This window comes from Burkholderia sp. BC1, assembly GCF_052683555.1.
In genome coordinates, this window is the sequence record NZ_JBQYLP010000202.1 from 23820 (window position 1) to 45476 (window position 21657).

A 21657-nucleotide genomic window follows, 5' to 3' on the forward strand; every position below is an offset into this window, starting at 1 on the left:
CCGCCGAAGCCCGGCATCGCACGGCGCGCCCCTCCCGAGCGCGCTCGCGGCCGATGCACGTGCGGCGACTTCCTGACATTCAGCTTATATCAACGAAAAATTGCGTCAAATTTTCGGGTGACGATCGTGCGGTTCGCCGCGGCAAAAAAAACGGCATCGATCGCAACGACCCATGCCGTGTTGTTGCGCTGCGGCAGCGCGGCGTACGCACGAACAGACGCGCACCACGCCGCTTCGCGGCACCGCCGCATCGGGCGCGCCGCCGCTCAGCGGTACGCGAGCGCCGTTTCGACGAGTGTGCGCAGCAAGGGCGCGACGCGCGCGGCGCGCGCTTCGTCGTACGCATACGGCCGCGCCTCGTCCATGTACGTGATCTGCGACAGCTCGAGCTGCACGGCCTGCACGCCGGTCTCCGGCACGCCGTAATGACGCGTGATGTAGCCGCCCTTGAAACGCCCGTTGGCGACCGCCGTATAGCCGCCGTGTTCGAGCACGCGCGCGGCCAGCGCTTCCGCGAGGCCGGGCGCGGCACTCGCGCCGCTCGCGGTGCCGAAATTGAAATCCGGCAACCGCCCTTCGAAGAAGCGCGGCACGTGCGAGCGGATCGAGTGCGCCTCCCATACGAGCACGCGGCCGTGGTCGCGCTTGAGCCGCGCGATCTCGTCCTGCAGCGCGCCGTGGTACGGACGCCAATAGCGGTCGCGGCGGCGTGCGATTTCGTCGTCGTCGGGCAGTGCGCCCGCCGGATACAGCGGCAGCTTGTCGAACGTGTCAACCGGCACGAGCCCCGTCGTGTCCTGCCCCGGATAGAGGTTCTCGTTGTCGGGCGGACGATTCAGATCGACGACGTAGCGCGCATGCGATGGCACGAGGATCGATGCGCCGAGTTCGGCCGCGAACGCGTACAGCCGCTCCAGATGCCAGTCGCAGTCGTCGACGAAGCGCGCGTCGGGCGTCATCGTCGCCGCGATGTCGTCGGGGATGTACGTGCCTGCGTGCGGAATCGAGATCAGCAGCGGCACCGTGCCCTGCTTCAGCGTGAATACAGCCGGTTGTTCAGTCATGTCGCGTCACCGTGGAAGTCGAGCGGCGCACGGGGGTGCATGCGCCGGTAGCCGCGCATCAGCGCAGCAGTTGCGCCAGTGCGGCGCGGTAGTCCGCATAGGCGGCCGCTTCGTCGCGATGGCGGCGGCCGCTCACCACGCGCTCGCCGCCCGTATAGACGTCGAGCACCGGCGTATCGCCGTGTTCGGCGAACACCGCGCCGGACAGCCAGGCGGTGCTGTCGTGTTCGGCGATCGCCGGATGATCGGGATCGAGCACAAGCCAGTCGGCGCGGCAGCCGTCGCGCAGCGCGCCGATCGGCCGCCCGCTCGCCTGCGCGCCACCCGCGAGCGAGGCGTCGAACAATCGATCGGCCACGTACGCGTGCGTCTCGCTCGCGAGCACGTTGCGCGCACGATGCACGAGCCGCTGCCCGTATTCGAGCAGGCGCAGCTCCGCGCGCCAGTCGACCGATGCATGGCTGTCCGAACCGATCCCGATCGCGCCGCGTTGCGCGAGATAGTCGACGGCCGGAAAGATGCCGTCGCCGAGGTTCGCTTCGGTCGTCAGGCACAGGCCGGCTACCGCGCCGCGCTTCGCGAGCGCCGCCGTCTCCGCGGCGTCGATGTGCGTCGCGTGCACGAGGCACCAGCGCGCGTCGACGTCGAAACGATCGAGCAGCCACTGCACGGGGCGCGCGCCGTACGCACGCACGCAGTCGTCGACTTCGGCCGTCTGCTCGGCAATGTGGATGTGCACCGGTGCGTCGTGGGGCAGCCCGTCGAGCAGCACGCGCAACCCGTTCTCCGACACCGCGCGCAGCGAGTGCGGCGCGACGCCGTAGCGCAGTCCGCCGTGCTCCGGGGCCGTGCGGCGCATCGCGTCGAGCAGTTCGAGCAGGCCGTCCGGCGTGTTGATGAAGCGGCGCTGATCGTCACGCGGCGGCCTGTTGCCGAAGCCCGCGAATTGATACGAGACCGGCAGCATCGTGATGCCGATGCCGGCCGCGCGCGCCGCGTCGATCACGCGCGTGCCGAGTTCGGCGATATGCGGATAGCGCGAGCCGTCCTGCGCGTGGTGCACGTAGTGGAACTCGCACACCGACGTATAGCCGCACTTCAGCATCTCGACATAGAGCCAGCGTGCGATTGCCGCGAGCGCGTCGGGCGTGATCTTCAGCGCGAAGCGATACATCAGGTCGCGCCAGCTCCAGAAGCTGTCGGCCGGATTCGCGCGGTATTCGGTAAGCCCCGCCATCGCGCGCTGGAACGCGTGCGAATGCAGGTTCGGCATACCGGGCAATACGGGGCCGGCCGCGCGCGCGACGCCGGCGGGCGCATCGGTGTCGGGCGTCACGCCGCTCAGCGTGCCGCTCGCGTCCCAGCGCAGCAGCACGTTGCGGCGCCAGCCGTCGGGCAGATAAGCGTGCTCCGCAAACAACATCATGTCGGTCATCGTGAGTCTCGTCTCGTCCAGGGCTATCCGATCATCCGCCGAAACACGGTCGTGCCGCCGCGCACGACCTGCTCGCAGAGCGGCCGGCCGATCCAGTATGCGAGTTCCGCCAGCGAGCCGACCGACCACACCGCGAAATCGGCCTGCCGGCCGACTTCAAGCGCGCCGTGGCGATCGGCTCGGCCGAGCGCGGCGGCCGCGTGGCGCGTGACACCCTGCAGCACTTCGGGCACCGTCATCCGGAACAGCGTGCAGCCGAGGTTCATCGTCAGCAGCAGCGATTCGAGCGGCGACGTGCCGGGATTGTGATCGGTCGCGAGCGCGATCGGCACGCCGTGCCGGCGCAGCAGATCGATCGGCGGCAACTGCGTCTCGCGAATGAAGTAGTACGCGCCCGGCAGCAGCACGGCCACCGTGCCGGCCGCCTTCATCGCTTCGATGCCGGCTTCGTCGAGAAACTCGAGGTGGTCCGCCGACAGCGCGCGATAGCGCGCGGCGAGCGCGGTGCCGCCCGCGTTCGACAACTGCTCCGCGTGCAGCTTCACCGGCAGCCCGCGTCGCGTCGCGGCTTCGAACACGCGCTCCGTCTGCGCGAGCGAGAAACCGATGCGCTCGCAGAACACGTCGACCGCATCGATGAGCCCTTCGTCGGCCAGCGCCGGCAGCATGCGCTCGCATACTTCGTCGATGTATGCGTCCGCGCGGCCCGCATATTCGGGCGGCAGCGCGTGCGCGCCGAGGAAGGTCGTGTAGACGCTCACCGGAAAGCGTTCGCCGAGCTGCCGCGCGACGCGCAGCATCTTGCGCTCGCTCGCGAGGTCGAGCCCGTAGCCCGACTTGATCTCGATCGCGGTCACGCCTTCGGCCAGCAGCGGCTGCAGCCGCGCGGCGGCCTGCACGAACAACGCGGTCTCGTCGGCCGCGCGCGTCGCGCGCACCGTCGACACGATCCCGCCGCCCTGCCGTGCGATCTCCTCGTAGCTGACGCCGGCGAGGCGCTGCGCGAATTCGTCCGCGCGCGTGCCGCCGTACACGAGGTGCGTGTGGCAGTCGACGAGGCCCGGCGTCACCCAGGCGCCGTGCAAGTCCTCGCGCCGCCAGTGCGCATAGCCGTGCGGCAGCGCAGCGCATGCGCCGAGCCACACGATCGCGCCGGTTTCGTCGACGGCGATCGCCGCATCGTCGATCGTTTCGTCGGGATGGCCGTGCGGACACAGCCTCAGGTGATGCCAGACAGTCGGTTTCATGCGTTCAGTCTCGTTCGCCGACGACGAGCGACACGGCCAGCAGCGCGCCGCCTCCGCTCACGACGACGTCAAGCGCACGCGGCGGCCCGTCGAGCCGCAACGTGTCCATTTCTTCCAGGGCGAAGCGCGCGTCGTCGAGCGCAACCTCGACGGCGCCCGCCGCGCAGAACAGCAACACGGTGTCGGCGCGCGCGACGCGGTGCGTGCCCGCGCGCCATACGTCGAGCGTGCCGCGCGCGGCCGAGCGACGCGTCATCAGGTTGAAGTCGCGCGTCGGTCCGTCGTGCAGCGTCGCGTCGATCGCCGATTCGCCCGCGAAGTCGGCACGCGCGAGCGGCGCATCGAGCACGTGGCGCCGCCCGCCCGCTTCCGCGAGCGTCATCCCGGCGCCGGACAGCAGCACGAGCGTGCGGTCGACGCCGTCGAAGCGCGAGAACGGCCCCGCCGCGCCGACGTCGGCGACGCTCACGCGCCACACGAACGTGTCGAGCGCGCCGCCGCGCGGCGCGCTGGCGCCCGGCGCGTCGGCATGGCCCGCTTCGGGGAATCGGGCGGCGATTTCGCGCGTCACGCCGCCGCCGTTCTTCCACGGCGACGCAACGAGATCCGCCGCGCGGATCAGCGCGGCGGCCATCGGCGCGCGGTCGTGCGCCGTCATGCTCAGCGACCGAGCATCGGCAGCTTCAGGCCGACTTCGCGGGCCGTCTGCTGCGCGAGTTCGTAGCCGGCGTCCGCGTGGCGCATCACGCCCGTCGCCGGGTCGTTCAGCAGCACGCGGCCGAGACGCTCGTGCGCGTCAGCCGTGCCGTCGGCGACGATCACGACGCCCGAGTGCTGCGAGAAGCCCATCCCGACGCCGCCGCCGTGATGCAGCGACACCCACGACGCGCCGCCCGCGGTGTTCAGCAGCGCGTTGAGCAGCGGCCAGTCGCTGACGGCGTCCGAGCCGTCCTTCATCGATTCCGTCTCGCGGTTCGGGCTCGCGACCGAGCCGGTGTCGAGGTGATCGCGGCCGATCACGATCGGCGCCTTCAGCTCGCCGTTCTTCACCATCTCGTTGAACGCCTGGCCGAGGCGGTAGCGATCCTTCACGCCGACCCAGCAAATGCGCGCCGGCAGACCCTGGAACGCAATGCGCTCGCGCGCCATGTCGAGCCAGTTGTGCAGGTGCGGATCGTCGGGGATCAGCTCCTTCACCTTCTGGTCGGTCTTGTAGATGTCTTCCGGATCGCCCGACAGCGCGACCCAGCGGAACGGCCCCTTGCCTTCGCAGAACAGCGGACGGATATAAGCCGGCACGAAGCCCGGGAAGTCGAACGCATTCTCGACGCCCATCTCGAGCGCCATCTGGCGAATGTTGTTGCCGTAGTCGAGCGTCGCGGCGCCGCGTTGCTGCAGCGTCAGCATCGCGCGCACCTGCACGGCCATCGACTGCTTCGCGACCTTCACGATGCTCTGCGGATCGACCTTCTGCGCCTCGCGCCATTGCGCGACGGTCCAGCCCTGCGGCAGGTAGCCGTTGATCGGATCGTGCGCGCTCGTCTGGTCGGTCACGCAGTCCGGCGTGATGCCGCGCTCGACGAGTTCGGTGAACACGTCGGCCGCGTTGCCGAGCAGGCCGACCGACACCGGCTTGCCGCTGCGCTTCGCTTCCTCGATCATGCCGAGCGCTTCGTCGAGCGTCGTCGCCTTCTTGTCGACGTAGCGCGTCTTCAGGCGGAAGTCGATGCGCGTCTCGTCGCATTCGACCGCGATCATCGAGAAGCCGGCCATCGTCGCGGCGAGCGGCTGCGCGCCGCCCATCCCGCCGAGGCCGCCCGTCAGGATCCAGCGGCCCGACGGATCGCCGTTGAAGTGCTGGTTCGCGACCGAGAAGAACGTCTCGTACGTGCCCTGCACGATGCCCTGGCTACCGATGTAGATCCAGCTGCCGGCCGTCATCTGGCCGTACATCATCAGGCCCTTGCGATCGAGTTCGTTGAAGTGATCCCAGTTCGCCCAGTGCGGGACGAGGTTCGAGTTCGCGAGCAGCACGCGCGGCGCGTCCTTGTGCGTGCGGAACACACCGACCGGCTTGCCCGACTGGATCAGCAGCGTTTCGTTTTCCTCGAGATCCTTGAGCGACGCGAGGATCTGGTCGTAGCACTCCCAGTTGCGCGCCGCGCGGCCGATGCCGCCGTACACGACGAGCGCATGCGGATGCTCGGCGACTTCCGGATCGAGGTTGTTCTGGATCATCCGGTACGCCGCTTCGGCGAGCCAGGTCTTGCAGGTCTTCTCGCTGCCGCGCGGGGCGCGGATCGTACGCGTCGGATCGAGACGGGGATCGATGTGTTTCGGATGGTTCATGACGACTGCTCCCGAAGGAAAGGAAATATCAATAGGAATCAGAAATGCCCGGTGAAGCGATAACGGCTGCCGGGATGCCACAAATTCGCCACCGAGGCGACGACGCCCTGCGACCAGGTGCGCCGATGTAAAACCAGACACGGCTCGACGTCGTCCATCCGAAGCTGCTCGCGCCGCTCGGGCGCGGGCACCGCCGCTTCGATCCGGTACTCGACGCGCTGCAGCGGCGCCGCGCGCATCAGGTACTGGTTCGGCGTCGTGTTCGTGAAGTCCTGCGCCGCGTAATCCGGCGCGACCGCCGGGTTCACCCAGCGCTCTTCGAGCTGCACCGGTTCGTCGTTCTCGAAGTGCAGCACCTGCGAATGAAACAGCTTGGCGCGCACGGCCATCTGCATCTCCTCGGCGAGCGTGTCGTCCGCACGGATCGTCTCGAGGCCGAGCACACGCGCGTGGTACGCATGCCCGCGCGCGTCGACCTCCTCGGAGATGCTGCGGATCGCAACCAGCGTCGACTCGTACTTCGGCCGCGCGACGTAGGTGCCGGCGCCCTTCATCCGCGTGAGCACCTGCTCGTCCGTCAACTCGCGCAGCGCGCGGTTGACGGTCATGCGCGCGACCTTGAACTCGCGGGCCAGTTCGTTCTCGGACGGCACCTGATCGCCCTCCGCCCATTCGCCGGCGTGGATGCGGGCCAGGATGAAATCCTTGATCTCCTGGTAGACCGGCGCGCTCATCGGCTTACTGCTCCGATGCGAAGGCGAACGGGCAGTGCTTCGCGAACGCGCGCTCGCCGACGAGCTTCGCGATCACGGCGATGTCCGGCGCGAAGTAGTGGTCGAGCTCGTAATGCGCGACCTTGCTGCGAATCGTCTTCATCACTTCCGCGAGCTTCGGGCTCGTCTCGTTCTCGCGCAGATCGACGCCCTGCGCGGCCGCGAGCAGTTCGATCGCGAGGATGTGCTTCGTGTTGTCGGCGATGTCGGCCAGCTTGCGTGCCGCGAACGTCGCCATCGACACGTGGTCTTCCTGGTTCGCCGAGGTCGGCAGCGAATCGACCGACGCCGGATGCGCGAGCGTCTTGTTCTCCGATGCGAGCGCGGCAGCCGTCACGTGCGCGATCATGAAGCCCGAGTTCACGCCGCCATCCTTCACGAGGAACGGCGGCAGGCCCGACAGCGTCGCGTCGATCAGCAGCGCGATGCGGCGCTCGGCCAGCGCGCCGATTTCCGCAGCCGCGAGCGCGAGGTTGTCGGCCGCGAACGCGACGGGCTCCGCATGGAAATTGCCGCCCGACAGCACTTCGCCGGTATCCGGGAAGATCAGCGGGTTGTCCGATACCGCGTTCGCCTCGACGAGCAGCACGTCGGCCGCATGACGCATCTGGTCCAGGCATGCACCCATTACCTGCGGCTGGCAGCGCAGGCTGTACGGATCCTGCACCTTGCCGCAGTCGCGGTGCGAGAGGTTGATCGCCGAGCCTTCGAGCAGCTCGCGATACGCGGCCGCCGCATCGATCTGGCCGCGATGGCCGCGCAGTTCGTGAATACGTGCGTCGAACGGCTTCACCGAGCCGGCCGCCGCATCGACCGACAGTGCGCCGGCGACGAGCGCCGTGCGGTACAGGTCTTCGATCGCGAACAGGTTGTCGAGCGCAAGCGCCGTCGACGCCTGCGTGCCGTTCAGCAGCGCGAGGCCTTCCTTCGCCTGCAGCGTCAGCGGCGCGAGGCCCGCGACGCGCAGCCCGTCCACCGCGCTCGCGCGCTCGCCGCGGATGAACACTTCGCCGACGCCGAGCAGCACGGCCGACATGTGCGCGAGCGGCGCGAGGTCGCCCGATGCGCCGACCGAGCCCTTCACCGGAATCAGCGGCAGCACGTCGGCGTTGAACAGCTTGATCAGCGCGTCCATCACTTCGCGGCGAATGCCCGAATGGCCGCGGCCGAGGCTCGACAGCTTCAGCGCGATCAGCAGACGCACCGACGAACGCGCCATCGGCTCGCCGACACCGACTGCATGCGACAGCACGAGGTTCTTCTGCAGCAATTCGAGCTGATCGTGCGGGATATGCGTGCTGGCCAGACGACCGAAGCCCGTGTTGATGCCGTACGCCGGCTCGCCCTTCGCGGCGATGTCGGACACGGCCTTCGCGCCCGCGTCGATCTTCGCGAAGCTGGCCGGATCCAGCGTCAGCTGCACGGGCTCGCGCGCGATCTGGCGCAGTTGCGGGAGGGTCAGGTGGCCGGGGGTAAGCGTGATCATGTGTGCAATCCTGTCTAGACAAGTTCGGGATGGATTGCAGTGTAGCGATCGCGACTTGTCTAGACAACCCGTTTTCGCCGATTTCGACTCGGGAGTTTCCCTGATGTCCGGCGCGGGCCGCCGGCTCGGCACGCGGCACCACGGGTTTAACATATGTTGCAATTATTTTGTCTTTGGCAACATACGAATCACCCTTCGCCTACAGAGACCCGCCATGAACTTCCCGTCCCGGCTCACCGCCCTGCTCGTCACCGCGTGCGCGCTCGCCACCGGCACCGCGCACGCCGCCGAACCGCTCTCCGGCACGCTCGAGAAGATCCGGCAGACCAACCTGATCTCGATCGGCCATCGCGAAACCTCGGTGCCGTTCTCGTACGTCGACGCGAGCGGCAAGGTGATCGGCTTCTCGCAGGATCTGTGCGACCGCGTGATCGCGGCCGTGAAAGCGCGCACCGGCAAGCCCGACCTGCAGGTGCGCTTCATCCCCGTCACGTCGCAGAACCGCATTCCGCTCGTGCAGAACGGCACCGTCGATCTCGAATGCGGCGTGACGACCAATCTCGCCGCGCGTCATGCACAGGTCGCGTTCTCGACGACCTTCTTCGTCGCGACGACGCGCCTGCTCACGCGTACCCAGTCGGGCATCCGCGACTTTCCCGACCTCGCCGGCAAGACGGTCGTCACGAACCAGGGCACGACGTCCGAACGCCTGCTGCGCAAGATGAACGAGGAAAAGAAGATGAACATGCAGATCATCAGCGCGAAGGACTATGGGGAAGGACGCCTCACGCTCGAATCGGGCCGCGCGGCCGCGTACATGATGGACGACGTGCTGCTCGCGGGCGTGCGCCAGCTTGCGGCAAAGCCGGCCGACTGGCGGATCGTCGGCACGCCGCAGTCGTCGGAAGCCTACGGGTTCATGCTGCGCAAGGACGATCCGCAGTTCAAGGCGCTCGTCGACGGCGTGCTCGTCCAGCTGATGAAGCGCGGCGAGATCGACGCGCTGTACGACAAGTGGTTCATGAAGCCGGTGCCGCCGAAGGGGCTGTCGTTCGACTTCCCGATGAGCGACGTGATCAAGGCGCGCTACGCGTCGCCGAACGACCTGGCGCTCGAATGAGCGCCGGCGCCGCTCACGCGCGCGCCCACGCGACGCACGCCGCGTAGTCGGGCGCCGCGTCGAGCCACGCGGCGTCGAACGCGGCCACGCCGGCCGCCGGCGCAGCCGGATCGACGATCGTCGTGGCGGGCGTCGCCGCGTCGCGCGGCGGCACGACCGCGAACGCGCCCAAGCCGCCGACGATGCCGGTGCCCAGCGCCTTCAGCAGCGCCTCCTTCGCCGACCACACGCGCATGAACGCGGACGCACGCGCATCGTCCGGCAGGCTGTCGAGATACGCGATCTCGGCCGGCGCGCAGACTTCGCCGGCGAGTGCGCGCCAGTCCGTCGGACGGTGGCAGCACTCGATGTCGACGCCGACGCGGCCCGCCGGCGCCCAGGCAATCAGCGCGTGCTCGCCCGCATGCGACACGTTGAAATCGAGCGGCACGCGATGCGCGCGATCGAGCGACGGGCGCCCCGCCTCGTCGACGACGATCGCGATCGCGTGCGGTGCAACGTGCAGCGCCGCGCCGAGCACGTCGCGCAGCGCGGCCCGCGTCGCGGCGCTGCGCACGGCATCCGCGTGCCGTAGATAGCGCGCGGCCCGCGCGCGCTCCGCATCGCTCAGCGCCGCATACGCGCGCGCGGTGAGCGGCACGTCCCAGTCGAAATCGACGCGCACGACCTGCACGCCGGCCCGCCCGGCCGCATGCGGCACGTCGAGCGCGTGCATGCGGTAGGCGGACGGCGAATCGGCCGGGGAAACGGAATCGGGCGGCATGGACATCGGCGGGCGACGGGCTGTGGAACAAAACGTCCGATGGTAATCGATCGGCCGACCGCGGCGGCGATCGGCGCGCGGCGTCCGCATACGAGCACAGCGCGCCGCCGCGCCGCGCGCGTCGTTCAGCCGTGGGCGACGGCGCCCGGCACGCGGCCACGCTGCGACGCATCGCGCGTCGCAGGATGATGCGCATATGCGCGCCCCGGCGCATCGTCCGGCAACGCACCGTGCTGTAGCCAGGACAGCGCCAGCGGCCACAGTGTCTCGGCGAAGCGGCTGTGGAAGAACGCGAAGTGCCCGATTGCGTCGACACCGATCGCACGCGGCGCGATCCGCCAGTGCGTGACGTCGCTGCCGGTGTAGTACGCGACGAGTCGCTCGATCGCGTCGACGGTGCCGAACGGATCGTCGTCGAGGCCGATCGCGAGCATCGGTGCGGACAGCGCCGCGAAGCGCGCCGGCAATGCCGCACGGCTCGCCGCGGTTTCGGCGAGCAGGCCGCGCGTGTAGGCGTCTTCGAAACGCGGGCGCGAACGCGCCCACGAGAGCGCGACGCCGCGCGGCGTGTCCTCCATCCAGCCGAGCCGCTTCGCGGGCACGTAGCCGAACGCGGCCGCCAGCACGGGCATCGCGACGTGCCACTTCCACCACATCCGCCGCCGCTCGGCCGGCAGGTAGTCGCGCCAGTACGCGAACTGCGCGCCGACCGTCACCGCGTGCCGCACATGCGCATTCGATGCGGCGAGCCCGAGCGCGACGCCGCCGATGCTGTGCGCGACGACATCGAGCGGCTGCCCGGGGAACGCATCGCGCGCGTATCGCAACGCCGCGTCGCAATCGAGCCGCCCCCAGTCGAGCCAGTTCGCCTGCAGCGATGCGAGCCGCGCGGGCCGCGAGCCGCCGATGCCGCGATAGTCGTAGACGAGCACGTCGCGCCCGTGCGCGAACAGCCAGGCCGCGAACCGGAAGTAGTAGTCGCAGCGCACCGACGTCGCGCAATTGATCACGGTCACGGGCCGCGCGGCACCCGCCCCGCCGCGATGCCGCCACACGTGCGCGCGCAAAGGGTAGCCGTCGGCCGCGTGCAGCGTCACGGATTCGGGCGGCAGCGCCGCGCCGCTGCTGCGTTCGCCGCGCGCTGCGCCGCCGTCCTGGTTCGAAATCGTCATGCCGTCTCCTGTCGCCTGCGCATCGGTCGCCGATATGCCGCGCGGTCGCCGATGCGCGCCGCGTCGCCCGTCCATTGAACTTGACGGGCGCCGCGTTCTCAACCAATCTTGCTGCTCCGTTCGCATGAGCCCCACGCATGTCAACGCCGCTCGTTCGCCTTCCGTCGCTCGATCTGGTACGCGGCTTCGTCGCCGTCGGCCGCCGGATGAGCATCACGCTCGCCGCCCAGGATCTGTGCGTCACGCAGTCGGCCGTGAGCCGGCAGATTCATGCGCTCGAAGCGCATCTCGGCGTCGCGCTGCTGCGGCGCGGCTACCGGACGATCGCCTTCACGCCCGAGGGCGAGCGGCTGTTCCGCGCGGCCGATGCGGCGCTGCACAGCCTGCAGGACACCGTCGCGTCGCTCGCCGTCGCGCGCGAGCGTCAGCCGGTCACGATCACCGCGAGCATCGGCGTCACCGCGCTGTGGCTGCTGCCGCGGCTCGGCGGCCTGCAGGCGCGGTTGCCGGACGTCGATCTGCGCGTCGCCGCGAACGACAAGGTACTCGATTTGCGCGCCGAAGGCATCGATCTCGCGATCCGCTACTGCCCGCGCGATCGCGCACCGGCCGGCGCGCTGCGGCTGTTCGACGAGATCGTGCTGCCGGTCGCGCACCCGGCGCTCGCCGCGCGTCCGCTCGTCGATGCCGCCGCGCTCGCCGAGCACGTGCTGCTCGAATTCGACGGGCCGCCGCAAGCGCAGCTGCAATGGCAAGCGCACCTGCACGCGGGCGGGCTTGGCGATGCGCGGCCGAAGGGCGTGCTGCGCTTCAACCAGTACGATCAGGTGATTCAGGCCGCGATCGCCGGCCAGGGCGTCGCGCTCGGGCGCCTCGCGCTGGTCGCGCCGATGCTGTCGGACGGCCGGCTCGCGGTGCTGGGCCCGCGCATCCGCGCGCGGCCCGATACATACGGCTACTGGCTCTACCAGCACGATCCGGCGCCGCGCCGCGAAGTCGCCGACGTGCGCGACTGGATGCTCGCCGAAGCGGCCGCGTGCGACGTCGCGATACGCGCGCACGATGCGGCGCGCAGCTGAGGCGGCCGTGTCCGGCGCACGAGACTTCCTCTATACGGACTGCGCCGCACGACACCCACCGCGACGCCGGCACACCGCCGCTCGCATTCCCGCCACGCATGCGAACCTGACCGAATGATCGCTTGAGCGGCGATCGCGCCGATCGTCTAATCGGAAGCGGCGCGGCGCCTTTCGTCGCGCACCTTCATCCGGAGACACACATGAGCCCGATCGAGCAAGACGCCCGACGCCGCTGGCTGCCCGTACTCGCCGGCGGCCTGATCATGGGCGCCGCGCTGGGTATCCGCCATGTGCAGGGCCTGTTTCTCGCGCCGGTGACGCTCGACCACGGCTGGTCGCGCGAAGCGTTCGGCCTCGCGCTCGCGCTGCAGAACCTGATCTGGGGAATCGCGCAGCCGTTCACCGGGATGGTCGCCGACCGCTTCGGCTCGGTGCGCGTGATCGTCGTCGGCATGCTGCTGTACGCGCTCGGGCTCGTGACGATGGCACTGGCGGGCTCCGCCGCGCTGTTCACCGTCGGCGCGGGGCTCGTGATCGGCATCGCGCTGTCGGGCGCCGCGTTCGCGTCCGTCTACGGCGCGCTGAGCCGGCTTTGCGCGCCCGAGCGGCGCAGCTGGGCGCTTGGCGTGGCCGGCGCGATCGGCGGGCTCGGCCAGTTCTGCATGGTGCCCGTCGCGCAGACGCTGATCGGCGGAATCGGCTGGCAGCATGCGTTCGTCGCGCTCGCGCTGGTCGCGCTGCTGCTCGCGCCGCTCGCGGTGCTGCTGCGCGACCGCCCCGCGCAGGCCGCGAACGCGCAAGCCGACGCCGAACAGTCGATCGGCGAGGCGGTACGGGAGGCGTTCTCGCATCGCGGCTTCTGGCTGCTGAACGCGGGCTTTTTCGCGTGCGGGTTTCAGCTTGCGTTCATCGCGACGCATCTGCCCGCGTATCTGCTCGACCACGGGCTGCCGTCGCGGCACGCGAGCGTCGCGCTCGCGCTGATCGCGCTGACCAACGTGGTGGGCACCTATGCGTGCGGGCACCTCGGCGGCCTGCTGCGTCGCAAATACGTGCTGTCGGTGCTGTATCTCGTGCGCGCATTCGCGATGGCGGCGTTCGTCGCCGTGCCGCTGTCGCCGGCGAGCGTGTACGTGTTCGCAGCCGTGATGGGCCTCACGTGGCTCGGCACGGTGCCGCTGACGAACGGCGTGATCTCGCAGGTGTTCGGCGTGCGCTACATCGCGACGCTGTTCGGCTTCGTCTTCTTCGGCCATCAGCTCGGCAGCTTCTTCGGCGTATGGCTCGGCGCAGTGGTCTACGACGCGACGCATTCGTACCTGCCGCTGTGGATCGGCTCGATCGCGCTCGGCGTGCTCGCGGCGCTGCTGCATCTGCCGATCGACGATGCGCGGATCGCGCGTCCGCTGGGCGGCCGCGCCGCGTGGGCATGATTCGCGCGGCGCTTGCGGCCGGTGCGCTCGCGTTCGTCGCGTGGTGCGGCGCCGCGTATCTGCGGCCGGACGTCGCGTTCGCGCTGCTCGAGCACGTCGCGTTCTGCAATTGATGGGGGGCGGCCGCGTAGTCGCATGCTGTGCGGCGAGTGGCAAGTGGCGAGCAACGGCGGCAAGCGATGAGCGAGATCGGTTCATCGATGCCGGATTGCTCGCCGGTCGCGACGCGTCGCGCCGGCGATACGGCACGGCACGGCACGGCACGGCACGGCACGGCACGGCACGGCACGCAGATCGACGTCACATCGATGCGTGCGTTCGCGCGTGCAACAGCGCGCCGACGCCCGCCTACACGGCGATCAGCCGAGCCGGAACGCCGCCTCGAAGCGCGCGACGAACGCGTCGAATTCTCTTTCCGGCAAATGATTGATCCCGCCCGCGCGCTTGCGTCCGCCGCCGGTCGGAAAGCCGCGACAGAATTCGTCCGCGCCCAGCGGTCGGCCGTCGGGCACGCGCACGCTGACGACGAGCCCGCCCTGCGCGCGCGGCGACAGCACCGCGAGCGCCGCATGCGGCGCGTCGCGCATCCGCTGGTTCGCGAGCATCCCGGCAACGCGGCGCGCCCACGGGCGATCGGGCATGCGGATCAGCGTCGCGCCCGACACCTCGCGCAGCGGCGCGAGCGCGCAGGCGCGCGCCATGTCGTCGAGATAGCCGTCGCGCAGCGCGGCGAACACCGCGGTGCCGCGCACGAACTCGAGCGGATCCGCGCACGGCAGCATCGCATCGGCGAGCGCGGCCGGATCGAAATGCAGATCGCCGATGCAGTCGCCGTACGCGTTGTAGTTCAGATAGCGTCCGAGCTCGGCAAGCGTGTCGCGCTCCGCTGCATCGATCGCGTGCGCATGCGCGAGCGCGTCGCCGAGCGCCGGCAGCTCGTCGCCGAAGGCCGCGACGATCGCCCAGCGCACATGCCGGCCGCCGAGATGACGGTTCACGAGCACGCTCGTGCAGACGTCGGCCGCCGTGTCGATGTGCGCCTCGAAGCGCGGATCGTCCGGCAATTCGCCCGCGAAGTGATGATCGAAATAGCGGACCGTCGCGCCGGCCCGCAGCAGCCGCGCGCAGGCGTCGCGGTTCTGGTCGTGCGAGATGTCGAGCACGGTCACGCGATCGCCGACGCGCGCGTCGATCCGTTCCAGCAGCCGGATGTCGCGCTTCACGCCCGTCACGAGCGTGCCGCGCACGCGCTCCGCGAGCCGCAGCTGCTGAAGCGCGCAGAGGCCGTCCGCGTCGCCGTTGAAGGCAAAGAAATGTCGTTCGTCGTCGTGTTGCTGCACCGTCCGTTGCTCCCTCTCACCCCATGAATTCGCGGCCGCGGCGCGCGCGGTGCGTCGAGCCTGCGCAATACGCTGCGCGTCCCTGCGGGACGACATGCGGGCCGCGCGCCCGTATTGTGCCGCGATCGGACGCGGGCGCGGGTGCGCTTCGACATAGCGTAGCGTGCGTGGCCTTCAATCGGCATGCGCGATGCACGCGCTCGATTGGCCTGCACGCGAGGCCCGCGACGCCTCTTCTGCGGCGCCCTTCCATCTCACGTCGTCGCGCAGGCCAAAGCAATGTGCCGCAATCATCGGTCATCCTATCTCTAAGCAGCGCCGCCACGCACAGTGCAACTCATCAGCAACAGCGAAATATAGAGACAAGTTCCGGGTAAACCCGTGACGCCATTGCACCGCGCCGCGCGTACCATGTTATACGACGACATACTACGTAAATCGCCATCTGCGCACGCAGCACCAGCCGCCCGTGCGCCGTCGGCCGCCCCCGGAGACACGCCTTGACCTCGCCCGCCCCCGCCCTGCCCGAGCGCGACCCGCTCGCGTCCGCCGTGTCGAAAGTGAAATGGCACGTGCTGCCGCTCGTGCTCGTCATGTTCATCGCGAACTACATCGATCGCGTCAACGTCGGCTTCGTCGACCGCCATCTCGAAGCGTCGATCGGCATCGGCGCGGCCGCCTACGGCCTCGGCGCCGGCCTGTTCTTCGTCGGCTACGCGCTGTTCGAGGTGCCGTCGAACCTGCTGATGCAGCGCTACGGCGCGCGTGTCTGGCTCGCGCGGATCATGGCCACGTGGGGCATGGTCGCGGCCGCGATGGCGTTCGTCTGGAACGACACGTCGTTCTACGTGCTGCGCTTCCTGCTCGGCGCGGCCGAAGCGGGCTTCTTCCCCGGCGTCGTCCTCTATCTGTCGCAATGGCTGCCGCCGCGCGAGCGCGGCAAGGCGATGGCGATCTTCCTCGGCGGCTCGGCGTTCGCGTCGGTGCTGTCCGGCCCCGTGACGGGCGCGCTGCTGTCGATCCGCGGCCTCGGCCTCGAAGGATGGCAGTGGATGTTCATCATCGAAGGCCTGTTTTCGGTCGCGCTCTGCGGTGCGAGCTGGTTGCTGCTGAAGTCGCATATCCGCGATGCGACGTGGCTCGATGCGCAGGAGCGCGCGGCGCTCGAGCAGGCGCTCGACGAAGAGCGCGCGCGCCGCGACGTGCGCGCGAACGGGCACGTGCCCGCACTCGCGCTGCTGCGCGATCCGCAGATCGTATTGTTCTGCTTCCTGTACTTCTCGATCCAGCTGACGATCTACGCGGCCACGTTCTGGCTGCCGACGATCATCCGCAAGATGGGCGGCCTCAGCGACTTCCAGGTCGGCCTGTACAACACGATTCCGTGGATGATCGCGATCGGCGCGATGTACGGCTTCGCGGTGCTGTCCGCGAAGTGGCGGCATCCGCAGCGCTGGCTCGCCTGCGCGCTCGTGCTCGCCGCGTGCGGACTGTTCGCGTCGACGTCGCACGATCCGGTGTGGTCGTTCGCGTCGATCTGTTTCGCCGCGCTCGGCTTCAAGGCCGCGTCGTCGCTGTTCTGGCCGATCCCGCAGGGCTACCTCGACACGCGCGTCGCCGCGGCCGTGATCGCGCTGATCAACTCGATCGGCAACCTCGGCGGCTTCGTCGCGCCGACGGCGTTCGGCTATTTGAAGCAACATACGGGTTCGATCACCGGCGGGCTGTATGCGCTCGCGATCGCCTCGCTCGTCGCCGCGTTCGCCGCACTGTTCGCGCGCACGCACCGGCGCAGCGATCCGCCGCGCGGCCTGCCCGCCGCCGATACCGTAACCAACGCTTCGATGCTCCGCCATGCCGAACACTGACCTTTCGACCGTCGTCGTGTCGAACGCCCTCGACGGCGACCTAGCCACATTCTCGCTCGCGCACGACGGCACGCTCGCGCCGCTCGCGCGCTATCGGGCCGGCGACGCCACGATGCCGATCGCCGTGCAAGCCGACCGCGCGCGGCTGTACGTCGCGACGCGCGGCGAATCGCCGGCGATCGTCGCGTTCCGCCTCGCACCGACCGGCGCGCTCGCACGGCTCGGCACGACCGCGATCGATGCGAGCCTCGCCTATCTGTCGGTCGACCGCAACGGCCGCTGGCTGCTCGGCGCGTCGTACGGCGGCCACGCGTTCAGCGTCTACGATGCCGCGCGCGTGCGCGCCGGCGACGGCACGCCGCTGCACGTCGCCGGCGGCATTGCGAACGCGCATGCCGTCATCGTCTCGCCCGACAACCGCTTTGCGTACGTCAGCTCGCTCGGCTCCGATCGCGTGTTCTGTTTCGCACTTGTCGAGGATGCGGCCGGGCTGCGCGTGTGCGAGCAAGGCGAAGCCCGCGTGCCGGCCGGTTTCGGGCCGCGTTACCTGCGCTTCATGGAGGGCGGCCGCGCGCTCGTCGCGGTCAGCGAATTCCACGGCATGCTCGCGACGTTCGCGCGCGATGCCGACAGCGGCCGGCTCGGCGATGCGCAGGTCAGCGCGCGTCACCCGGCCGTCGCGGCGCTCCCGGCCGGCCATGCACGACCGCCCGCCCCGGCCGAGCCCGCCGTCTGGGCCGCCGATCTGCACCTGACGCCCGACGAGCGCTTCGCGTACGTCAGCGAGCGCACCACGAGCCAGCTGCTCTGCTATCGCCGCAGCGCGGACGGCCGGTTCGAGCCCGCGCATGCGACCGCCACGGAAACGCAGCCGCGCGGCTTCGCGATCGATCCGTCGGGACGCTGGCTCGTCGCGTGCGGCGAACGCTCGGAGCACGTGGCGGTGTACGCCGTGTCGCGCGACGACGGCACGCTGACGCTGCATACGCGCGTGCCCGGCGGGCGCGGCGCGAACTGGATCGCGATCGTCTGATCGCGCGCGGCGCGGCGTGCGGCGTGCTCAGCGCCGTGCGCTCGCGGCGTGAGCGGCCGCGTCAGTCGCCGATCGGCGGCATCGGCTGCCGTCCGCGAATCCACGCCCAGTTCGCGAGCTCGGCCATTTCCTTGTCGCCGCGGCTGTCGCCGTAGGCGAACAGCCGTTGCGGCGGCCGCTCGCCCCACCATCCGCGCAGCCGCGCCACCTTCTGCGGCCCCCAGCAGTTTTCGCCGTCGAGCCGCCCGACGAATACGCCGCGCTCGAACGCAAGGCGCGTCGCGAGCACCGCATCGAAGCCGGCCGCCTGCGCCCACTTGTCGAGATACAGCGACGGCGACGCGCTGACGAGCACAAGCCGATGCCCGCGCGCACGATGTTCGCGCACGCGCTCGAGCATCTCGGGGCGCACGAGGCGCGGCAGATACGTATCGACGAACGTGCGCGCCAGCGCGTCGAGCGCGTCCTCGCGGATCGGTCCGAATGCGAACCACGCGAACTTCGCCTTCGCGTCGCCGCGCGACAGCAGCCCGACCTTCATCGCGACGAGCCACGGCAGCGCGCGCAGCGCCGCCCACACGAAGCGCGGCGTGCCGACGGATGCGCGTACGAAATGGCGAAAGCTGTCGGACGTCGTGATGGTGCCGTCGAAATCGAACGCGGCGACGATGCGGTCAGTCATGAAATGGCAGTGAGCAGGCAGCGAGATGCCGGGGAAGATAGCAGAGTCGCGCGCGGTTGCGCCGATCGGCGACCGTCGCCTCCCACCCGCCATCCCAAATACTGATACGTCTCATTGTCAAATGACAATGATTCTTGTTTACGTTAAACTCCGCGCCGCTTTCTCAAAAACAACGCGTCCGCGATCGTACGGACCGATCTTTCCGCCCGGATTCCGACTTGCCGCCCTGGGACGGATCACCGATCACCTCCGTTTTGCGTTCCATGTCGACACCCTCATTTCCCGTTCGGCGTCTCACGCCGATTGCATTCGGCATCGCGCTCGCGAGTGCCGTCCCTGCGGCTGCGTTCGCGCAGGCCGCCGCTGTCTCTGCCGCGGCGCCCGCTTCCGCGGGTTCGTCCGCCTCGGCGCCGTCCGCCGATGGCGCCGTCCTGCCGTCGATCGACGTGACGGGCACCGTCGAACCGCTGCCCGGCGACCTCGTCCCGACCTACGCGGGCGGCCAGGTCGCGCGCGGCGCGGATTTCGGCGTGCTCGGCCGCCAGAAAGCGAGCGACGTGCCGTTCAGCATGACGACCTACACGTCGAAGCTGATCGAGGATCAGCAGGCGCGCACGCTCGCCGACGTGCTCGACAACGACCCCGCGGTGCGCAGCGCGGCCGGCTACGGCAACTACGCGCAGGTGTTCGTGATCCGCGGCTTCAAGCTCGACGGCGACGACATCTCGCTGAACGGCCTGTACGGCGTCACGCCGCGGCAGCTCGTCGAGACCGACGCGATCGAGCGCGTCGACGTGTTCAAGGGTGCGAACGCGTTCCTGAACGGTGCGTCGCCGAACGGCTCCGCCGTCGGCGGCGGCGTGAACGTGCAGCTCAAGCATGCGGACGACAAGCCGCTCACGCGCGTCACCGTCGACGGCTCGGTGTCGGGCTCGATCGGCACGCACGTCGACGTCGGCCGCCGCTTCGGCAGCGACGGCCAGTTCGGCATTCGCGTGAACCAGTCCATCAGCGGCGGCGACACGGCCGTCGACGACGAACGCCGCCGCAACAACGTGACGGCCGTCTCGCTCGACTGGCGCGGCGACAAGCTGCGCGTATCGGGCGACTTCCTGTATCAGCGGCAGCGCATCGACGGCGGGCGGCCGACCGTGCTCGTCGGCGGCAACCAGCTGCCGGCGGTGCCGTCCGCGACGCACAACTACGCGCAGCCGTGGAGCTTCAGCGAGCTCGAGGACACGGTCGGCATCGTGCGTGCCGAGTACGATTTCCTGCCCGCGTGGACGGCCTACGTGGCCGCCGGCGCGCGGCACACGAACGAGCACGGCGACTACTACACGCCGACCTACACGAGCACGGGCACGACGGGCTCGCGCCTCAGCGTGCCGTACAAGCAGGATGCGCAGTCGACCGAAGCCGGCGTGCGCGGCCGCTTCGCGACCGGCCCGGTCACGCATTTCGTGACGGCCGGCGCCTCGTTCATCCGGATCGAGAGCCAGTCCGCGTACACGATGTCGAGCGCGTTTCCGACCACGCTGGACGATCCCGCGCCCGTCGCCTTTCCCGCAACCGTGTATGCGGGCGGAGACATGGGCGACCCGGGGACGGTCGCGAAGACGTGGCTGCGCAGCGTCGCCGTGTCGGACACGCTCGGCCTGTTCGGCGATCGCGTACTGTTTACGATCGGCGCGCGGCGCCAGTCGATCTCGGTCGACAACTTCGACTACACGGGCACGCTGTCGGCCGCATACAGCGACGCGGTCACGACGCCCGTGTTCGGGCTCGTCGTGAAGCCGTGGCGCAACGTGTCGATCTTCGCGAACCGCAGCGAAGCGCTCGCGCAAGGCGAGACCGCGCCGAGCACCGCGCGCAATGCGGGCCAGTCGCTGGCGCCGTATCGTTCGAAGCAATACGAGGCCGGCATCCGGTACGACGCCGACAAGATCGGCGCGTCGCTCGCGCTGTTCCAGATCGAAAAGCCGATGGCATACACCGATCCGTCGTCGAACGTGTTCGCCGCGAACGGCACGCAGCGCCACCGTGGCATCGAGACGGCCGTGTACGGCGAGCCGTGGAAGGGCGTGCGGCTGATCGCGGGCGTCACCTACCTCGACGCGACGCTGCAGCACACCGCCGGCGGCGCGAACGACGGCAACCGGCCGATCGGCGTGCCGTCGTTCATGCTCAATGCGGGCGCGGAATACGACGTGCCGATGCTGCGCGGTCTCACGCTGAATGCGCGCTGGATCCATACGGGGCCGCAGTATCTCGATGTCGCGAACACGATGTCGATCCCCGCGTGGGACCGCTTCGATCTCGGCGCGCGCTATGCGACCGAGCTGTTCGGCCGGAAGACGACGTTCCGCGCGACGGTCCGCAATGTCGCGAACCACGCGTACTGGGCCTCGACGATCGGCGGCTATCTGACGCAAGGCAGCCCGCGGTCGGTCTGGCTGTCGATGACGACCGATTTCTGACGCGCTCGGCCGGCCGGCGCGCCGGATCGCGCGGGAGTGGCGAACCGCGGCCGGAGTTTGCTATACTCTCGCTCTTCCCGGAGAGATGGATGAGTGGTTTAAGTCGCACGCCTGGAAAGCGTGTATAGGTTAATAGCCTATCGGGGGTTCGAATCCCCCTCTCTCCGCCAAGCATTCTAAGTCCTTGATTCACAAGGACTTTTTCAAAAAATGGGTTTCGAGTGTGGTAGCACTTTTGGTAGCTACCACCCATGAAAATACCTGTCTATGCCCGCCCCTCGGGCATCTTCTACATCCACACCAGAATCGATCGTAGGCAGTTCAAACGGTCCCTTG

Annotated in this window: 18 protein-coding genes and 1 tRNA gene; 8 read left to right on the forward strand and 11 right to left on the reverse strand. The window is 69.3% G+C overall.

Annotation, left to right across the window (positions count from 1 at the left end; genetic code table 11):
• Nucleotides 1-266: 266 nt before the first annotated feature.
• The 7 genes from hutG to hutH are packed head-to-tail and all read right to left on the reverse strand — an operon-like array spanning nucleotide 267 to nucleotide 8354.
• Nucleotides 267-1064 carry an N-formylglutamate deformylase gene (gene hutG / locus ACSHSS_RS31165; protein ID WP_445546058.1) on the reverse strand — a complete coding sequence of 266 codons (798 nt, stop codon included), beginning with the start codon at nucleotides 1062-1064 and terminating at the stop codon, nucleotides 267-269.
• 58 nt (nucleotides 1065-1122) lie between these two features.
• Nucleotides 1123-2499 carry a formimidoylglutamate deiminase gene (locus tag ACSHSS_RS31170; protein ID WP_445546059.1) on the reverse strand — a complete coding sequence of 459 codons (1377 nt, stop codon included), beginning with the start codon at nucleotides 2497-2499 and terminating at the stop codon, nucleotides 1123-1125.
• Between the two features lie 23 nt (nucleotides 2500-2522).
• Complete coding sequence (gene hutI / locus ACSHSS_RS31175; protein WP_039220942.1) at nucleotides 2523-3746, reverse strand: imidazolonepropionase; 1224 nt, start codon at nucleotides 3744-3746, stop codon at nucleotides 2523-2525.
• 4 nt (nucleotides 3747-3750) lie between these two features.
• Nucleotides 3751-4404, reverse strand: coding sequence for a HutD/Ves family protein (locus tag ACSHSS_RS31180; RefSeq protein ID WP_445546060.1), 654 nt, complete (start codon nucleotides 4402-4404; stop codon nucleotides 3751-3753).
• 2 nt (nucleotides 4405-4406) lie between these two features.
• Entirely contained in the window at nucleotides 4407-6095 is a 1689-nt protein-coding gene (gene hutU / locus ACSHSS_RS31185) for a urocanate hydratase (protein WP_006415893.1), read from the reverse strand.
• 38 nt (nucleotides 6096-6133) lie between these two features.
• A complete protein-coding gene (gene hutC / locus ACSHSS_RS31190; protein ID WP_445546061.1) occupies nucleotides 6134-6829 on the reverse strand; it encodes a histidine utilization repressor in 696 nt (231 codons plus the stop codon).
• Between the two features lie 4 nt (nucleotides 6830-6833).
• Entirely contained in the window at nucleotides 6834-8354 is a 1521-nt protein-coding gene (gene hutH / locus ACSHSS_RS31195; protein WP_039220934.1) for a histidine ammonia-lyase, read from the reverse strand.
• A gap of 214 nt (nucleotides 8355-8568) precedes the next feature.
• On the opposite strand from hutH, the gene ACSHSS_RS31200 reads away from it, so the two are divergent.
• Entirely contained in the window at nucleotides 8569-9474 is a 906-nt protein-coding gene (locus tag ACSHSS_RS31200; RefSeq protein WP_445546062.1) for a glutamate/aspartate ABC transporter substrate-binding protein, read from the forward strand.
• A gap of 13 nt (nucleotides 9475-9487) precedes the next feature.
• On the opposite strand, the gene ACSHSS_RS31205 is transcribed toward ACSHSS_RS31200, so the two are convergent.
• Nucleotides 9488-10243: a 4'-phosphopantetheinyl transferase family protein gene (locus tag ACSHSS_RS31205; protein ID WP_445546063.1), complete on the reverse strand. Its 756-nt coding sequence runs from the start codon at nucleotides 10241-10243 to the stop codon at nucleotides 9488-9490.
• A gap of 119 nt (nucleotides 10244-10362) precedes the next feature.
• Complete coding sequence (locus ACSHSS_RS31210; RefSeq protein WP_105770094.1) at nucleotides 10363-11409, reverse strand: alpha/beta hydrolase family protein; 1047 nt, start codon at nucleotides 11407-11409, stop codon at nucleotides 10363-10365.
• A 137-nt stretch (nucleotides 11410-11546) separates the two neighbouring features.
• On the opposite strand from ACSHSS_RS31210, the gene ACSHSS_RS31215 reads away from it, so the two are divergent.
• The 3 genes from ACSHSS_RS31215 to ACSHSS_RS31225 all read left to right on the forward strand — a co-directional run bounded on the left by ACSHSS_RS31215 (nucleotide 11547) and on the right by ACSHSS_RS31225 (nucleotide 14034).
• Nucleotides 11547-12488, forward strand: coding sequence for a LysR substrate-binding domain-containing protein (locus ACSHSS_RS31215; protein ID WP_445546064.1), 942 nt, complete (start codon nucleotides 11547-11549; stop codon nucleotides 12486-12488).
• Nucleotides 12489-12688: 200 nt separating this feature from the next.
• The gene (locus ACSHSS_RS31220) at nucleotides 12689-13921 is read left to right on the forward strand and encodes an MFS transporter (RefSeq protein WP_445546065.1); all 1233 of its coding nucleotides are present in this window, start codon (nucleotides 12689-12691) and stop codon (nucleotides 13919-13921) included.
• Nucleotides 13912-14034 carry a hypothetical protein gene (locus ACSHSS_RS31225; protein WP_006415700.1) on the forward strand — a complete coding sequence of 41 codons (123 nt, stop codon included), beginning with the start codon at nucleotides 13912-13914 and terminating at the stop codon, nucleotides 14032-14034. The genes ACSHSS_RS31220 and ACSHSS_RS31225 overlap by 10 nt, the downstream gene beginning before the upstream one ends.
• 246 nt (nucleotides 14035-14280) lie before the next feature.
• Here the strand turns inward: ACSHSS_RS31225 and ACSHSS_RS31230 are convergent, their stop codons facing one another.
• On the reverse strand, nucleotides 14281-15261 hold the full coding sequence (locus ACSHSS_RS31230; protein WP_445546066.1) for an acetyltransferase: 981 nt from the start codon (nucleotides 15259-15261) through the stop codon (nucleotides 14281-14283).
• A 500-nt stretch (nucleotides 15262-15761) separates the two neighbouring features.
• Here ACSHSS_RS31230 and ACSHSS_RS31235 point away from each other — a divergent pair, with 500 nt between their 5' ends.
• Both ACSHSS_RS31235 and ACSHSS_RS31240 read left to right on the forward strand, forming a co-directional pair.
• The gene (locus ACSHSS_RS31235) at nucleotides 15762-17129 is read left to right on the forward strand and encodes an MFS transporter (RefSeq protein ID WP_445546067.1); all 1368 of its coding nucleotides are present in this window, start codon (nucleotides 15762-15764) and stop codon (nucleotides 17127-17129) included.
• Complete coding sequence (locus ACSHSS_RS31240; RefSeq protein ID WP_445546068.1) at nucleotides 17116-18162, forward strand: lactonase family protein; 1047 nt, start codon at nucleotides 17116-17118, stop codon at nucleotides 18160-18162. Before ACSHSS_RS31235 ends, ACSHSS_RS31240 begins: the two co-directional genes overlap by 14 nt.
• A 61-nt stretch (nucleotides 18163-18223) precedes the next feature.
• Here ACSHSS_RS31240 and ACSHSS_RS31245 read toward each other — a convergent pair whose 3' ends face one another.
• The gene (locus ACSHSS_RS31245) at nucleotides 18224-18844 is read right to left on the reverse strand and encodes an HAD family hydrolase (protein ID WP_445546069.1); all 621 of its coding nucleotides are present in this window, start codon (nucleotides 18842-18844) and stop codon (nucleotides 18224-18226) included.
• Nucleotides 18845-19107: 263 nt separating this feature from the next.
• Between ACSHSS_RS31245 and ACSHSS_RS31250 the strand changes: the two genes are divergently transcribed.
• Nucleotides 19108-21321, forward strand: coding sequence for a TonB-dependent receptor (locus tag ACSHSS_RS31250; protein ID WP_445546070.1), 2214 nt, complete (start codon nucleotides 19108-19110; stop codon nucleotides 21319-21321).
• Nucleotides 21322-21400: 79 nt separating this feature from the next.
• Nucleotides 21401-21491: transfer RNA gene (locus ACSHSS_RS31255), tRNA-Ser, on the forward strand.
• Nucleotides 21492-21657 lie beyond the last annotated feature (166 nt).

Bases quoted from the DNA above. Each gene is read 5' to 3' on its own strand.
- hutC (WP_445546061.1), bottom strand. From the start codon at position 6,829: ATGAGCGCGCCGGTCTACCAGGAGATCAAGGATTTCATCCTGGCCCGC.
- hutU (WP_006415893.1), bottom strand. From the start codon at position 6,095: ATGAACCATCCGAAACACATCGATCCCCGTCTCGATCCGACGCGTACG.
- ACSHSS_RS31200 (WP_445546062.1), top strand. From the start codon at position 8,569: ATGAACTTCCCGTCCCGGCTCACCGCCCTGCTCGTCACCGCGTGCGCG.
- ACSHSS_RS31250 (WP_445546070.1), top strand. From the start codon at position 19,108: ATGTCGACACCCTCATTTCCCGTTCGGCGTCTCACGCCGATTGCATTC.
- hutG (WP_445546058.1), bottom strand. From the start codon at position 1,064: ATGACTGAACAACCGGCTGTATTCACGCTGAAGCAGGGCACGGTGCCG.
- ACSHSS_RS31180 (WP_445546060.1), bottom strand. From the start codon at position 4,404: ATGACGGCGCACGACCGCGCGCCGATGGCCGCCGCGCTGATCCGCGCG.
- ACSHSS_RS31170 (WP_445546059.1), bottom strand. From the start codon at position 2,499: ATGACCGACATGATGTTGTTTGCGGAGCACGCTTATCTGCCCGACGGC.
- ACSHSS_RS31220 (WP_445546065.1), top strand. From the start codon at position 12,689: ATGAGCCCGATCGAGCAAGACGCCCGACGCCGCTGGCTGCCCGTACTC.
- ACSHSS_RS31215 (WP_445546064.1), top strand. From the start codon at position 11,547: ATGTCAACGCCGCTCGTTCGCCTTCCGTCGCTCGATCTGGTACGCGGC.
- ACSHSS_RS31210 (WP_105770094.1), bottom strand. From the start codon at position 11,409: ATGACGATTTCGAACCAGGACGGCGGCGCAGCGCGCGGCGAACGCAGC.
- ACSHSS_RS31205 (WP_445546063.1), bottom strand. From the start codon at position 10,243: ATGTCCATGCCGCCCGATTCCGTTTCCCCGGCCGATTCGCCGTCCGCC.
- ACSHSS_RS31240 (WP_445546068.1), top strand. From the start codon at position 17,116: ATGCCGAACACTGACCTTTCGACCGTCGTCGTGTCGAACGCCCTCGAC.
- ACSHSS_RS31245 (WP_445546069.1), bottom strand. From the start codon at position 18,844: ATGACTGACCGCATCGTCGCCGCGTTCGATTTCGACGGCACCATCACG.
- hutH (WP_039220934.1), bottom strand. From the start codon at position 8,354: ATGATCACGCTTACCCCCGGCCACCTGACCCTCCCGCAACTGCGCCAG.
- hutI (WP_039220942.1), bottom strand. From the start codon at position 3,746: ATGAAACCGACTGTCTGGCATCACCTGAGGCTGTGTCCGCACGGCCAT.